We start from the raw sequence: 13,712 nt of genomic DNA, 5'->3' as shown, positions 1-13,712 counted from the left end.
CAGCAGGCCGCGATCAGGCCCGGGCAGTCACGCGTTCGGCGTCATGGACGCCGTCGAGACGGGCCGGGTCGGGATGGCGGACAAGGACCAGCGAGCCTCCTCTTCCGAGGGGCTCGGTGAAGGTGGCCATTCCTGGTGGGGAAGCCGGGTCGGCCACCGACAGAAGACGGCCGCCGTCGGTGAGAGAACTCCCGACGGCGGCCGTCAGGTCGTTGCTCCACAGCTGGTCCTGGGTGAGGTCGTCCGTGGCCGGGTCGTCACCGGTGGGCGGGTCCCACGCGGCGAACCCGTCGGGCTGGCCCCAGATCTCGACCCCGACGTCCAGCACGCCGTAGGGCAGCGGCTCGGCGAAACGTACGCCGAGGGGGCGCAGGCTGCACGCGAGGACCGGCAGCCGTGAGGCGCGCGGTGCCCACGCGTCGAGGCCCTCGGGACCGCACACGACGGCGTCCGGGGCGTCGGAGGTCGTGACCCGCAGGCCGACGGTCCAGGCCGCGCCGAGAAAGACCGTCGAGAGCCAGTGCGGGGGGAGGTCGATGCGCAGCGACATCCCGCGCTCGAGGTCGGCGACGTCGGTCAGCAGCCCGGACGCCTTGGCCACCCAGTTGGCGTACGTCGTCACCGACAGCTCGACCCGCTCGTCGGTGGCGTGGTCGTAGAAGGTGACCAGCGGCCGGCCGGGGTCCCGGCGCAGCTGGGCGGTCAGGACCTCGGCGAACGTGCTCATGCGGGGGAGGTCACGTCAGGTCAGACGACCGTGGGCTCGGGGGAGTCCGTGTAGGGGTAGTCCTTCATGAAGGTGTCCAGGGCCGCACCGCTGAGGTCCGAGCAGTACTGCCAGACGCCGACCTGCTTGGCCGGGTCGGTCTCGCCGGAGCCGCCGACCGACCAGTGCGTGAACGCGACGTGCTGGCCCTCGGGGAAGGCCTCGCCGTCCGCGGAGGTCCACGGCACGGCCTTGAACTTGTCACGCAGGTCGGTGGTGCCCTGGAGCTTGGAGGCGATCCCGCGCAGCTCGTCCATCTTCTCGGAGCTGTCGGCGATGGTCTCGTCGTACCAGAGGATCGTGAAGCCGTGCTCGAGGTTGTGCACGAGCTCGCCGAGCTCGGGCCGGTCCGACTCGGTGTAGAGCTTGCGGTCCATCGTGTCCCACATGTTCCAGTGGGAGCCGAAGGCCGGCGGGGCGTCGGGATAGGTCATCGGGGTGCCGACCTCGACGTGGTCCTGGTTGCCGTCGGCCTTCTTGGTGATGACCTCCTGGCAGGAGGTGGCCTCCGCGCCGATGTCGGTCAGCGAGTCCGAGGAGAACGCCCGCAGGTCGTACCAGTCCTTGATCGGCTTGAAGGCCGCCGCTCCGACGATGAGGACGGCGACGAGGACGCAGACGCCCACGATCGCGAGGCCGCGCCGGTTCTCGGACTTTGACTGCTTGGAGCGGATGGAGTCGATGACCGCCTGACGGTCGGTCTTTTCCTGCTTGGCCACGGTGCTGGTGTCTCTCGGTTCGTCGGACTGCGGGGCTGCGGTGGCAGAGTCTACGTAGTCACGGGTGAGACGCGGGACACGACGTCGCATCAGGCTCCGTCGATCGTGCCCTCCCAGTCCTCGATCCGCCAGCCGTGGGCGAAGCAGACGGCCGCGACGGCTGTCCGGTCCACACCGTCCGGCAGCCGGTCCAGGGCGGCGGCGAGCTCGACGGTCGGCGCGGGCTCGCCGAACGGGACGAGGTCGGCGGCGTCCCCCGCCAGCGCTCGTACGACGGCCTCGCGGGCGCCCCAGCCGAACAGGTCGGCACCGTCGGGGCGCACGAGCGACGCGGCACCCGGCCCGTCCTGCCCGATCGGCAGCACGAGGTCGGCGCGCCCGCGCAGGACCGCGACCGGTCGCGCCGCGAGCTTGCCCTGCACCAGCTCGGCGGCACCGGCAAGCTCGTCGGCGACGGCGGGGAGGGTGACCACGAGGGGATTGCCGTGCGCGTCGGTGTGCCCGGCGAAGTCCTCGGCCACGCGGACGCCGGCGGCGCCGATGGCGATGTCGGTCTGGCCCTCGCGCCACGCCCGGCCGGACGTGTCGGTCACGATGACGCCGACGTTGAGGCCGGTCCGCCGGCGGATCTCGCGACGCAGGGTGCGGGCGGAGCCGTCGGGGTCGAGCGGGAGCAGCACGATCGACCCCACTGCGACGTTGGAGGCGTCGACGCCCGCGGCGGCCATGGTCAGGCCGAGCCGGTTGCGCACGATCCGGGTGGGGCCGCGACGCGCGACGACGCGGACCGTCTCCTCGTCGATCGCCGCCTCGCGGTCGCCGATCCGGGTCCGGCCCTCCGCCTTCGACACGATCTTGCTGGTCACCGACACGACGTCGCCGTCGGCCAGGTCGCGGCCCTCGTCGAGGGCGGCGAGCACCAGGGCCGCCAGGTCGTCACCCGCACGGACCTCGGGCAGCCCGTCCGGTGCCCACGCCTCCAGCCTGCTGCGCTCGCTCACGCGGGCCCGGCCACCAGCGACACGGCGGCGGCAGCCATGGCCGCCGTCGCGTCGAGCCCGCTCATCATGAGCGGGACGGCCTGCGCGCGCAGGCCCGCCTGCTCGAGGCGCGGGACCTGGGCGGCGTCCCGGCTGTCGACCAGCCAGCCGTCGATGACCCCGCCCGCGGACCGGGCGCCGTAGTGGACGCCGACCGCTCCCGCGCTGACCTCGACGCCGATGCTGGTGAGCATCTGCGAGGCCATGCCGTGCACGTGGGAGTCGCCGACGATGGGGGAGAGCCCGACGACGGGAGCCGCCGAGGCGCGGAGGGCGTCGCGGATGCCGGGGACCCCGAGGATCGTGCCGACGGAGACGACCGGGTTGGACGGTGGCAGGACCACCAGGTCGGCCTCCGTGATGGCCGCCAGGACCCCCGGCGCCGGAGTCGCGGCGTCCTGCCCGACGACCAGCACGGCCTCGGCGGGCACCGCGGCGCGCAGCCGCACCCAGTACTCCTGGAAGTGGATCACCGACCGGCCGCTCGCGCTGTCGGGATCGGCGATCGCGATGTGGGTCTCGACGCGGTCGTCGCTCATCGGCAGGAGGCGCACGCTCGACCCGTGCGCGGGTGTCAGCCAGCGCCGGCACAGGGCCTCGGTCACCTGCGACAACGTGAAGCCGGCCTCGAGCATCTGGGTGCGGACGAGGTGCGTGGCGATGTCGCGGTCGCCCAGGCCGAACCACGTCGGCTCCACGCCGTAGGCCTCCAGCTCGGTCTTGGCGCTCCACGTCTCCTCGCGGCGACCCCAGCCGCGCTCGACGTCGATGCCCTCACCGAGGGTGTACATCACGGTGTCGAGGTCGGGGCACACCTTGAGCCCGTGGATCCACCAGTCGTCGGCGGTGTTGGCCACGACCGTGACCTCGGTGTCGGCGGACCCACCCGGCACGACGCCGGTGCGCAGGCCGTGCAGGAGGCCCTGGAGGAAGCGGGCCCCGCCGACGCCGCCGGAGAGGACGGTGATACGACGGAGCGGCAGCGGGGATGATGGCATAAGGACAGCCTGCCGGAAGGGGAACGCGCATATCAGATCCGGGCTTGACTTACGGGAACGACAGGCATGTAATTCCCACAGTGTCGTTGGGTTGTTCGTCGTCAGCCGGGTCGAAAGGGCTTACCACCATGAGAGCAGAACTGTTTCTCCTCGAACCCGAGGGCGAGGAGCTCGGTTGGCAGGACCGTGCCCTGTGCGCGCAGACGGATCCTGAGGCGTTCTTCCCCGAGAAGGGCGGATCGACCCGGGAGGCCAAGAAGGTCTGCCTGACGTGCGAGGTCCGCGACGACTGCCTCGAGTCCGCACTGATGAACGACGAGCGCTTCGGCATCTGGGGCGGTCTGTCCGAGCGCGAGCGCCGCAAGCTCAAGAAGCGCGCCGTCTGACGCTTTCCCGCCATTTTCGGCGGCGCGGGGCCCCTCGCTAAGGTGCTCCGGTGTCCGTCACTGCGCTTCTCGTCAGCCATGACGGGGCGCGATGGCTCCCAGCAGTTCTGGCAGGTCTGACCGGGCAGACGCTCCCGGTCGACCGCGTCGCAGTCGTCGACACCACGAGCCGCGACGACAGCGTCGCCCTCATCCGTGACGCGCTCGGCAGTGCCGGCCTCGACGAGGCCTCAGGCCGCCTGGTGCTCGACGTGGTCCCCGGCTCGGTGAGCTATCCCGCCGCCGTGCGCCACGCGCTCGACCTCGTCCCACCGGCGCCGCCGTCGGACGACGAGCACGAGTGGATCTGGCTCCTCCACGACGACAGCAACCCTGATCCCGACGCGCTGGGCGAGCTGCTCGCGGCGGCGGGCGAGCACCCGGACGCCGCGATCCTGGGGCCGAAGCTGCGTGAGTGGCCCTCGCTGCGCCGGCTCCTCGAGGTCGGTCTGACCATCACCGGCACCGGTCACCGCGAGACCGGTCTGGAGCGCGGCGAGTACGACCAGGGCCAGCACGACGCCGTCCGCGAGGTGCTGGCGGTCAACACCGCCGGCATGCTGGTGAAGCGGCACGTGCTGGAGTCGCTGGGCGGGCTCGACGAGGAGCTGCCGATCTTCGGCAACGACATCGACTTCGGCTGGCGCGCCGCACTGGCCGGGCACCAGACCCTGGTCGTGCCGCAGGCCGTGGTGTTCCACGCGGAGGCCGCCCACCGGGGCGTGCGCCGTACGCCGCTCACCGGGCGCCACACCCACTACCAGGAGCGCCGGGCCGCGCTCTTCACCTCGCTGGCCAACGTGTCCTCGCGCGCGTTCGCCTGGCAGTACGTCCGCCTGTTCCTCGGCTCGCTGCTCCGGGTGCTGGGCTACCTCGGCGTGCGCTCGGTGGGGGAGGCGCTCGACGAGCTCGCCGCGGTGCTGTCGGTCCACGGCCGGCCCCGCCAGGTGCTGGCCGCACGACGCGAGCGGGCCGCGCGCCGTGGGAGCGAGCCCCCTCAGCAGGAGGCCGTACGACGACTGCTGGCGCCGCGCTGGCTGCCCTACCGCCACGGCCTCGACGTGGTCACCGACCTCGCGTCGGCCGCGACCAGCCAGGCCGCGGACGTGGCCGAGCGCCGGCGCCTCGCCAGGGCGCCGGGCACGGCCGCCGGCCGGGGCGAGCGCCGCGGCACGGCCGCCTCGTCCGGGTCGTCCGGGTCGTCCGCGGAGGACGACGAGGACGCCTACCTCACCGACACCGGCCTCGTGGCCCGGTTCTTCACCAACCCGGTCGCCGTCGTGCTCGTGCTCTTCGGGGTGCTCGCCCTGCTCGCCGGTCGCGAGGCGTTCGGCTCGATCACCGGTGGCGCGCTGTCGCCGGTGCCCGCCGCGGCCGCCGACTGGTGGCAGCTCCATACCGCGACGTGGCTCCCGCTCGGCACCGGCACCGACGTGCCGGCCCCGGCCTACGTCCTGCCGTTCGCGCTCGCTGCCTCGTTCCTGCTCGGCCACACCGGCGCCGTGGTGTCGGGCCTGATGCTGCTGGCCGTGCCGATCGCCGCGTGGGGGGCGTGGCGGCTGCTCAAGGTGGTCGGCCACCTCGTCGACCCGCTCGGGCTGCCGCGCTGGCTGGTGGTCTGGGGCGCGCTGACCTATGCGCTCGTGCCGGTCACCTCGGGCGCCTGGGGTGAGGGCCGCTTCGGCACCGTCGCCGTCGCGGCGCTGCTGCCGTGGGCGGCGCACGCGGCGCTCGGGTTCGTCGACCCCGACCGGGACCGACGCTGGCGGGCCGCCTGGCGAACGGCGCTGCTGCTCGCCCTCGGCGCCGCCTTCGTGCCCGGGCTCTGGCTCTTCGCCCTGCTCGCCACCGGGGTGGTGCTCGGGTCCGCCGCCGTCATCTCCCCGCGCCTGCTGCGCGAGCGCGACAGCTGGGGACCACCCGTCGTCGCGGTGGCCGCCACCCCGGTGCTGCTGGCCCCGTGGCTGGTGCCGCTGCTCACCACCGGCTCGGCGGCCGGGCTCCTGCTGGAGGCGGGGCGCCTCACCGTCGACCGGGTGACCTTCGACGGCCTGCTGACCGGCCGGCTCAACGACCTCGGCGCACCGCAGTGGCTCGGCGTGGTGCTCGTCGTGCTGGCGTTCGCGGCGCTGATCCCGCGGCGTACGCGCGTCCCGGTCGTCATCTGCTGGCTCGTCGCACTGGCTGCGGCCCTCGTCTCCGGCGTGCTGTCGCACGTCACGCTCGACCTGCCCTCGGTCACCACCCGGCCCAGCCTGGGACTGTTCGTGGTGATCCTCCAGGGGACGTCCATCGTCGCGGTCGTGCTCGGTGCCGACGCCTACCTGCGGCGCCTCGACGAGCACCACCCCTGGTGGCAGCGCGGCCTCGCGACGACCCTCGCCGTCGTCGCCGCCCTCGTGCCGCTCGGCGGGCTGGGCTGGTGGCTCACCACTCCGGAGAACGCCCTGACGCGCGAGGCGGAGCAGTCGGTGCCGGTCTACATGCAGCAGAGCTCGCTGCTCGGCCAGGAGCACGGCGTCCTCGTGCTGGGCGGCTCGGTCGAGGACGGGATCACCTACCGCATCCGGCGCGACGACGGCACCACGGTGGGGGAGGACGAGGTCCTGACGCTCGCCGGCGAGGACGCCGAGCTGACCGACGAGGTCCGCGCGCTGGTCTCCTCGCCCACGCCCGGCGTGGTGGCGGCGCTCGGTGCCCGCGGCGTGGAGTACGTCGTGCTCACCTCGCCCGCGGACGGTCGGGTCTCGGCCCTGCTCGACGCGACGGCAGGCCTCGACCAGGCCAGCGCCGAGGACCGCAGCACCCGCGCCTGGCGCGTGGACCGGCCGCTCGACCCGTCGGCGGTCGACGGCCCGGAGTCGTGGTGGCGCACGGCCCTCCTCGTCGTCCAGGGCCTCGCGATCCTCGCGGCGCTGGTCCTGGCCGCCCCGACCGTGCGGCAACGGAGAGGTGGGCGGTCCGATGACTGAGCGCACCCCTGCACCCGGCGGCGGCCGGCGCCGGGTCGCCGAGGCGACCAGCCGTCGCCCGTCCCCGCTGACCCTGCTCGCAGTCGCCATCCCGCTCCTCACCGTGGCCGCCCTCGGCCTGGTCCGCCCGGCCGACACGCCCACCACCACCTCGGCCCCTGCGGCCGCGCCGCTCGACCGGACGACCGCGGTCTGCCCTCCGCGGCTGCCGGGCGCCGACGCGCTCCAGCTCGGCAGCACGAGCCTCGCCTCGGGTGACGTCGCGCTGCGGATCGGCCGTGCGGACGACACCGAGACCCTCGACAACGGCGTCGCCGCGCGCAGCGAGCGGCAGTACGTCGTCGTCAACGGCAGTGGCGACCTCGCCGTGGGGCTGGTGGCGACCCGGTCGGGTGCCGGCTCGGCCGTCGGCTGCGAGCAGCCCGCACCCGAGCGCTGGTTCACCGGCCTGGGGGCGTCCGCCGAGCACACCTCCACGCTGACCCTCATCAACCCCGACAAGGGTCCGGCGGTCGCCGACGTCACCGTCTGGGACGGCAGCGGGCTCGTCGACGTCCCTGCGCTGCGCGGGGTCCGGGTGCCGGGCGGGCGCTCGACCTCCTTCGACCTGTCCGAGGTCACCCCCAACCGCGACGCCCTCGCGATCCGGGTCAGCGTGTCCCGCGGGCGGCTGGCCGCCAGCGTGGTCGACGTGCTGGACCCTGTCGGCCGCGACCGGCCCGTCCGCGAGTGGCTCCACGCGCAGGCCGCGCCCGCCGCGACGTCGTACGTCGTCGGGGTGGGCACCGCGCCCGCCGATCGCACCCTCACCCTCGCCAACCCGGGCGACAGCGAGGTGCGGGTCACGCTCAAGCTGGTCAGCGAGGACAGCGAGTTCGCGCCGTCGGGCGTCGAGGAGGTCACCCTCGCGCCGGCGTCGGTGAGCGAGATCGACCTCAGCGGCGTGCTGCGCGGCCGCACGGCCGAGGGCGTGCAGGCCCTGCGGCTCGAGGCGACCGGACCGGTCACGGCCAGCCTGCGGACGCAGACCCCCGGCGACCTGGCCTTCGCAGTCGCCGGCTCGACGGTGTCGAGCGAGTCCGCGCTCGCCCTCCCATCCGGCTCGAAGCGACTGGTCGTGGCGGGCGCCGATGCTCCCGGCGTGCTCACCCTGCAGGCCTGGGACGAGGACGGCAGCGCCGTCGTCAACGAGCGTCGCGTCGAGGTCGACCCGGCGACCGCGGCCCGGATCCGGCTGCCCGACGAGGCCGTGCTCGCGCACGTCTCGCTCGATCGGACCGGAGCCGTGCTGTCGCTCGAGGTCGACGACCGTGGACTGTCGCTGCAGCCGCTCGTGCAGCTGGAGACCACGAGCCTGGTGCCGGACGTGCGACCGGCCCAGCGCTAGCAGCGCCCGAGCACACCTAGCCCTCGTCGCCGTAGCGCTCGTCGACCTGGCCGGGCGGGAGGCCGAGCAGCTCCGCGAGCTGCTCGACGACCACCGTGTGCACCATGGCCTCGAGCTCGTCGCGGCTGGTCGAGCGGTGCTCGATCGGACGGCGGAAGAGCACCAGCCGGGTGGCGTCCTGCCCCTTGCCGCGCACGAGCGAGGAGAGCGGCACCGTCTCGTCGCCCCAGTCGTCGGGCAGCATCGGCGTGTCCTCGACGGCGTACTCGACCAGGCCGAGGTGGCGCTGCCAGCGCTCGTCGAGCGGGGTGACCACGTCGAGCACGAGCTGGTCGAACCTCTGCCGGGCGGTGCGCAGCGCGGGGGTGCCGGGCACGGCCGGTGCGACGCCCGGTCCGCGCATGCCGCGACCGCGGCGGTCGCGCACCTTGGGCTTGCCGCGAGGAGTCGTGCCCACGTCGTCCACGCCGCGAGCCTAAGCGCCGGGCGTGCCTCCGGCGGGTAGCGTCACCGGCGTGAGCCTTGCCCGTCGTTGTTCGCGCACGGCGTGTGGCCGTTCTGCGGTCAACACGCTGACGTACGTCTACGCCGACCAGACCGCGGTCCTCGGGCCGCTGGCGACGTACGCCGAGCCGCACGCCTACGACCTGTGCGAGCTCCACAGCGAGCGCCTCTCCGCGCCGCGTGGCTGGGAGGTGATGCGGCTCGCCCCGGACCCCCGTGCACAGGGTCCGAGCACCGACGACCTCCTCGCGTTGGCTGACGCGGTCCGCGAGGCCGGTCGACCTGCTCCGGCGCCGGTCCCGCTGCACTCGACGGACGACCCGAGCCGCGGTGCCAAGCGTGGCCACCTGCGGGTCCTCTCGTCGACCGACTGATCGACCACCCCTAGGATCATCGGCGTGAACATCGACCCGCAGCTGTTGAGCATCATCGTCTGCCCGGCCTGCCACGGTGAGCTGGCGGCAGCTGTCGTGGACGGTGCCGACGAGCTGGTCTGCCAGGGGTGCGGCAATGCCTATCCCGTCCGCGACGACATCCCGGTGCTGCTGGTCGACGAGGCCCGCAAGCCCGCCTGAGCACTGAGGAATCCAGCTGTGGCGACGTGGTTCGACGAGGCCCGGCTCGATGACGCCGGAGTGCTGGAGACGGTGGACCTGCGGTTGCGCACGCTGGCCGAGAGCGGCGCCCGGGTGCGGCGCGAGGCCCACGAGGCCGCGAGCGCGACGGCCGAGCTGATCGCGCAGGGCCGCGACGGGGAGCGTCCGCGCGCCGTCATCGCCGCCGGCCCGGACTCGCGCCTGCTGCGGGCGGTGCTCGAGCCGTGGTGCCCGGTGCCGTTCGTCGCCTGGCCCAATCCCGGCCTGCCCGGCTGGGCCGGCTCGCTGGACCTCGTCGTGATGCTGGCACCGGAGGGCAACGACCACGGGTCGGCGTCCGCCGTCGCCGAGGCCGTGCGCCGCGGGTGCCAGGTCGTCGTCGCCTGCCCCGCGCGGTCACTGGTCGGCGAGCACGCGGCCGGCCGCCACGTCACGGTGCTGCCGACGGTGACCGGCGACCAGCTCGCCACTGCCGTGGTCATGCTCGACTACCTCGCCCACGTCCACCTCGGCCCCCGGGCCGACGCGGAGTCGGTGGCCGAGTCCCTCGACCAGGTCGCGACCAGCTGCTCGCCCCACCACGACCTCGCGGTCAACCCGGCGAAGATGCTGGCGATCGCGATGGCCGACACCAACCCGCTGGTGTGGGGCGGCTCGGTCCTCGCGGCTCGCGCTGCCCGCCGGCTGGCGGAGGGGCTGCGTCGCACCAGCGGTCGTTCGGCCATCGCCGGCGACGCCGAGCACCTGCTGCCCGTCATCGAGGCGACCAAGCCGCACGACGTCTTCGCCGACCCGTTCGCGGAGGAGCAGGCCGACCTGCGCCCGCTGCTGCTGATCCTCGACGACCGCTCCGACGACCCCGTCGTACGCGAGCAGGCGGGGCAGCTGCGCGCGGCCGCGGCCCGGCACGGCGTGCGGGTCGAGACGCTCGACACCGACGCCGACGCCGAGGTGGCGCGCTACGCCTCGCTGCTGCTGGCCGGGACCTATGCCGCCGAGTACCTGCGCGTGGGGCTCGTCGACGACTGACGGACCGCGGTGATCGAGGTGGTCGAGGAGGTCGCGTCGCGACTCACGAGGCCCGGTGCAGTCGCATCCCGAGCACCAGTGCGCTGCCGCCGTGGACGTGTGCCGTCCGCTCGACGTGCATGCCGAGCTTGCGCGCGACCCCCTGCGAGGGGAGGTTCTCCGGGCGGATGAGCGCGACCAGGTGCTCGATGCCGGCGGCGGCGGCACAGTCGCGTACGGCGGTCGCGGCCTCGGTGGCGTATCCGTGACGGCGCAGCCCCGGCATGACGTGGTAGCCGACCTCGACGTGGGGCGTGCCCTCGACGTCCTGCACGGTGAGCCCGCAGTCGCCGACGAACTCGCCGTCGTGGGTCTCGACGACCCACAGGCCGAAGTCGTGCGCGGCGTAGTTGCGCTCCTGCCACTCGATCCAGCGGACGGCGTCGTCGCGGCTCCTGGCGGGACGGTCGACCCGCACCGGGTCCGGCGCGGAGAGGACCGCCGTCATGTCGTCCAGGTCGGCCATCGTCATCGGGCGGAAGCGCAGTCGCGCGGTGGGCTCGGGCAGCACCGGGTCAGGCTAGTGGCCGGGTGCCCTCGGGCGGTGCCTGGTCGACGTCGGCCCAGACCTCGGTGAGCTCGACGATGAGACCGTCGCGGACGGTCGCGAAGCTGGCGACGGCGAGGACCTGCTCGGAGCCGTCCGGTCCGGTCCCGGCGACCTCGGCGCGCAGCACGCCGCGGTCGCCGTCGACGACGAGGTCCTGGGCGAGGAGGCGCTGGAAGCCGGGATAGTCGGCGTTGAGCCGCACCCACCGGTCGCGGTCGAAGACCTCGCCGGTGTGGACCAGTCGGCAGGTGAAGTCGGGGTGCAGCAGGGCAGCAAGCGCGCCCCAGTCGTGCGCGTCGATCACCTGCGCGAGGCGGGCTAGAAGGGCGGCTGCGTCCATGGGGACAGTGTGGCGACTGCGTCCGACGGTGGGGTCAGGTCTCCAGGCAGAACTCGTTGCCCTCGGGGTCCAGCATGACGAACAGGTCGTCGGCCCGGCGGACCACCCGCGCGCCCAAAGCCACGAGTCGGTCGCGCTCGACCTCGAGGGGCCCTGCTGCGCGCAGGTCGAAGTGCTGGCGGTTCTTGGCGACCTTGGGCTCCGGGACGCGCTGGAACCAGAGGGTCGGGCCGCCCCATCCCGCCGGCTCGACCCACGCCTTCTCGGGGGTGCTGTCCTCGTCGACGGTCGAGCCGAGCGCGGCTGCTCAGAAGGCTGCGAGCGCGAGCGGGTCGTGGCAGTCGAAGGTCACGGACTTCACGAAGGCGGTCACGCGGTCACGCTAACCCCGCAGCGGTCCGAGGCGCGGTGGCGTCTGGCAACGGGCCCTAGGGTGTGGTCGTGCTCGATGCTCTGCTGGCTCCCCTCGCGAGGGAGCTGATCTACCCGCGACGCGGCACCCGGGTCGCGGTCGACGACTCGATGCACGAGCTGGACGTCGACGGGGCGGTCCTGCGCGGATGGGTGGTCAACCCCGGCCGTACGCGGGTGCTCGTCTACTTCGGCGGCAACGGCGAGCGACTCGACCTGTGGCGCGAGGTCATGGCCGACCTCTTCCCGGACCACACGACCTATCTGATGGCCTACCGCGGCTACGGCGCCAGCGACGGGCAGCCGAGTCAGCGCGCCCTGAGCGCCGACGCCGTGGCGCTGGTCGACCACGTGGGCGAACGTCACCCCGGCGCGCCGGTGGACGTCATCGGCAGGAGCCTCGGCAGTGGGGTCGCCGTGCACGTCGCCACCCAGCGGACCGTCGAGCACGTCGTCCTGGTCACGCCGTTCGACAGCCTGGCGGCAACGGCGATGGACCTGTTCCCCGGTCTGCCGGTCGCGCGGCTGATCGAGGACCACTGGGACTCCGCCGCCGTCGCGGCCAGCCTGGAAGCACCTGTCCTGGTCGTCCGGGCAGGGCGCGACGAGATCGTGCGACCGGAGCGGACCGACCTGCTGGTCGGGTCCTTGTCGGACCCGGTCGTCGCTTCGTTCCCCGAGGCAGACCACAACTCCATCTCCGACGACCCCGGCTACTGGAGCTCGATCGTGGCGTTCCTCGACGGGCCAGCCACACCTCGGACCTGACCATGGCCCCGCCGTCCGTGGGTGGCGGGTGGTGTGTCATCCGTGTCGCCGGGCCCGCTCGCTCGCCGCGTGGAACTGGGCGAGCGCAGCGTCGAAGTCCTGCTCCCCGAAGTCCGGCCACAGCCTGTCGCTGACGTGGACCTCGGCATGCGCGGTCTGCCAGGGGCAGAAGCCGGAGAGCCTCTGCTCACCGCTGGTGCGGATGACGAGGTCGATCTCCTTGACCGGTCCGCCACTGAGTCGCGAGGTGATCGCGTCCGGTTCGAGCTCGTGCAACGGATCGAGGGCGCCCTCGCGCACCGCGCGACGGATCCCGGCGACGATGTCCTCGCGTCCGTCGTAGCCGATGGCCAGCGTCAGGTGGGACGGGCGGTCCGCCGTCTGCTCCTCCGCTCGGCGCAGGGACTCCGCGGCACGTTCGGGCAACAGCCCTGTGTCACCCGTGACGTGGAGGGACCACGTGCCTGCTCGGGTGATGAGAGTGGGGAGCACGTCGGTGACGAGCCCGAAGAGGAACCCGATCTCGGCGCTCGATCTCTTGCGGATGTTGTCGGCAGAGAGGACGTAGACCGTCAGGTGCTCTATCCGTCGGTCGTCGCACCACCGGAGGAGATCTTCGATGTGGTCGGCGCCTCGGCGGTGTCCTTCGCTCGCACTCGACAGTCGCGCGCGTCGTGCCCATCGACGGTTGCCGTCCATCACGACGCCGACGTGGCGCGGCATCAGGGACACGGCGCCGTCGGGCTCAGAGGCCTGGGTGGTGGACACAGGTCCATCTTGTACGAAGTCCGGACATGCCTGTGGCCCCGCCAAGGTGGTGTCGGCGGGGTGTGGGGCGGGTTCATGGTCGGCGGGGTCGTGGAAGGCCGGGTGGTTCGGGTGGGTCGAGTGCGGTGCTGCCGTCTCGGTCTCGGGCGAAGCGGTGGCTGTGGGCGCTGGTCCAGACGAAGGTGCCGGGTTCGGTCATCTCGTAGCGCCAGGCCGTGTGGGTTTTGAGGCGGTGGTGGAACCGGCAGAGTGCCGCGAGGTTGCGGGTGTCTGTTGGGCCGGGTTGTGGCCGGTGTTCGGTGTCAGCTTGATGGTCGTAGGCGGTGATGTGGTCGATGTCGCAGCCTCGTGCGGGTCGGGTGCACCACGGGAACACGCACGTCGTGTCGCGGAGGATGAC

The 13,712-nt window shown here is 73.2% G+C and carries 15 protein-coding genes and 1 pseudogene; 7 read left to right on the top strand and 9 right to left on the bottom strand.

Annotated features, from left to right (window positions below; translation table 11 throughout):
• Positions 1-13: 13 nt before the first annotated feature.
• The 4 genes from BM127_RS15435 to cofD all read right to left on the bottom strand — a co-directional run bounded on the left by BM127_RS15435 (position 14) and on the right by cofD (position 3,523).
• A complete protein-coding gene (locus tag BM127_RS15435) occupies positions 14-727 on the bottom strand; it encodes a TIGR03089 family protein (protein ID WP_091199914.1) in 714 nt (237 codons plus the stop codon).
• A 20-nt stretch (positions 728-747) separates the two neighbouring features.
• The gene (locus BM127_RS15430) at positions 748-1,485 is read right to left on the bottom strand and encodes a DUF3105 domain-containing protein (RefSeq protein ID WP_091199913.1); all 738 of its coding nucleotides are present in this window, start codon (positions 1,483-1,485) and stop codon (positions 748-750) included.
• Positions 1,486-1,574: 89 nt separating this feature from the next.
• On the bottom strand, positions 1,575-2,486 hold the full coding sequence (gene cofE / locus BM127_RS15425; protein WP_091199912.1) for a coenzyme F420-0:L-glutamate ligase: 912 nt from the start codon (positions 2,484-2,486) through the stop codon (positions 1,575-1,577).
• Positions 2,483-3,523, bottom strand: coding sequence for a 2-phospho-L-lactate transferase (gene cofD / locus BM127_RS15420; RefSeq protein WP_091199911.1), 1,041 nt, complete (start codon positions 3,521-3,523; stop codon positions 2,483-2,485). The genes cofE and cofD overlap by 4 nt, the downstream gene beginning before the upstream one ends.
• A gap of 128 nt (positions 3,524-3,651) precedes the next feature.
• Here cofD and BM127_RS15415 point away from each other — a divergent pair, with 128 nt between their 5' ends.
• Genes BM127_RS15415 through BM127_RS15405 form a run of 3 tightly spaced genes read left to right on the top strand, consistent with a single transcriptional unit; the run spans position 3,652 to position 8,307 of the window.
• A complete protein-coding gene (locus tag BM127_RS15415) occupies positions 3,652-3,909 on the top strand; it encodes a WhiB family transcriptional regulator (RefSeq protein ID WP_091199910.1) in 258 nt (85 codons plus the stop codon).
• A 50-nt stretch (positions 3,910-3,959) separates the two neighbouring features.
• Positions 3,960-6,920 (top strand): glycosyltransferase family 2 protein, encoded by a 2,961-nt coding sequence (locus tag BM127_RS15410; RefSeq protein WP_091199909.1) that lies wholly within the window; start codon positions 3,960-3,962, stop codon positions 6,918-6,920.
• On the top strand, positions 6,913-8,307 hold the full coding sequence (locus BM127_RS15405) for a DUF5719 family protein (protein WP_139227752.1): 1,395 nt from the start codon (positions 6,913-6,915) through the stop codon (positions 8,305-8,307). Before BM127_RS15410 ends, BM127_RS15405 begins: the two co-directional genes overlap by 8 nt.
• Before the next feature lie 16 nt (positions 8,308-8,323).
• Here BM127_RS15405 and BM127_RS15400 read toward each other — a convergent pair whose 3' ends face one another.
• Positions 8,324-8,773: a metallopeptidase family protein gene (locus tag BM127_RS15400; protein ID WP_231263221.1), complete on the bottom strand. Its 450-nt coding sequence runs from the start codon at positions 8,771-8,773 to the stop codon at positions 8,324-8,326.
• 49 nt (positions 8,774-8,822) lie between these two features.
• Between BM127_RS15400 and BM127_RS15395 the strand changes: the two genes are divergently transcribed.
• From BM127_RS15395 to BM127_RS15385, 3 genes are read left to right on the top strand one after another with little or no spacing between them, the layout of a single operon-like run.
• The gene (locus BM127_RS15395; RefSeq protein WP_091199907.1) at positions 8,823-9,185 is read left to right on the top strand and encodes a DUF3499 domain-containing protein; all 363 of its coding nucleotides are present in this window, start codon (positions 8,823-8,825) and stop codon (positions 9,183-9,185) included.
• Positions 9,186-9,209: 24 nt separating this feature from the next.
• Positions 9,210-9,386 carry a Trm112 family protein gene (locus tag BM127_RS15390; protein ID WP_091199906.1) on the top strand — a complete coding sequence of 59 codons (177 nt, stop codon included), beginning with the start codon at positions 9,210-9,212 and terminating at the stop codon, positions 9,384-9,386.
• An 18-nt stretch (positions 9,387-9,404) separates the two neighbouring features.
• Positions 9,405-10,436, top strand: a complete 1,032-nt coding sequence (locus BM127_RS15385) for an SIS domain-containing protein (RefSeq protein WP_091199905.1) — start codon at positions 9,405-9,407, stop codon at positions 10,434-10,436.
• A gap of 43 nt (positions 10,437-10,479) precedes the next feature.
• Here the strand turns inward: BM127_RS15385 and BM127_RS15380 are convergent, their stop codons facing one another.
• From BM127_RS15380 to BM127_RS22880, 3 genes and pseudogenes are all read right to left on the bottom strand, one after another.
• Entirely contained in the window at positions 10,480-10,986 is a 507-nt protein-coding gene (locus tag BM127_RS15380) for a GNAT family N-acetyltransferase (RefSeq protein WP_091199904.1), read from the bottom strand.
• A gap of 4 nt (positions 10,987-10,990) precedes the next feature.
• Entirely contained in the window at positions 10,991-11,365 is a 375-nt protein-coding gene (locus BM127_RS15375; protein ID WP_091199903.1) for a nuclear transport factor 2 family protein, read from the bottom strand.
• A 34-nt stretch (positions 11,366-11,399) separates the two neighbouring features.
• Positions 11,400-11,660 (bottom strand): annotated as a pseudogene (locus tag BM127_RS22880) (VOC family protein); the annotation flags it as partial.
• A gap of 146 nt (positions 11,661-11,806) precedes the next feature.
• Here BM127_RS22880 and BM127_RS15365 point away from each other — a divergent pair.
• Entirely contained in the window at positions 11,807-12,544 is a 738-nt protein-coding gene (locus BM127_RS15365) for an alpha/beta hydrolase (RefSeq protein WP_198554230.1), read from the top strand.
• Positions 12,545-12,580: 36 nt separating this feature from the next.
• Here BM127_RS15365 and uppS read toward each other — a convergent pair whose 3' ends face one another.
• Entirely contained in the window at positions 12,581-13,312 is a 732-nt protein-coding gene (gene uppS, locus BM127_RS15360; RefSeq protein ID WP_091199902.1) for a polyprenyl diphosphate synthase, read from the bottom strand.
• Between the last annotated feature and the right edge of the window lie 400 nt (positions 13,313-13,712).

Source organism: Nocardioides alpinus (assembly GCF_900112035.1).
In the GTDB taxonomy this organism is placed as follows: domain Bacteria; phylum Actinomycetota; class Actinomycetes; order Propionibacteriales; family Nocardioidaceae; genus Nocardioides; species Nocardioides alpinus.
This window is presented reverse-complemented; position numbering and strand designations above follow the sequence as displayed.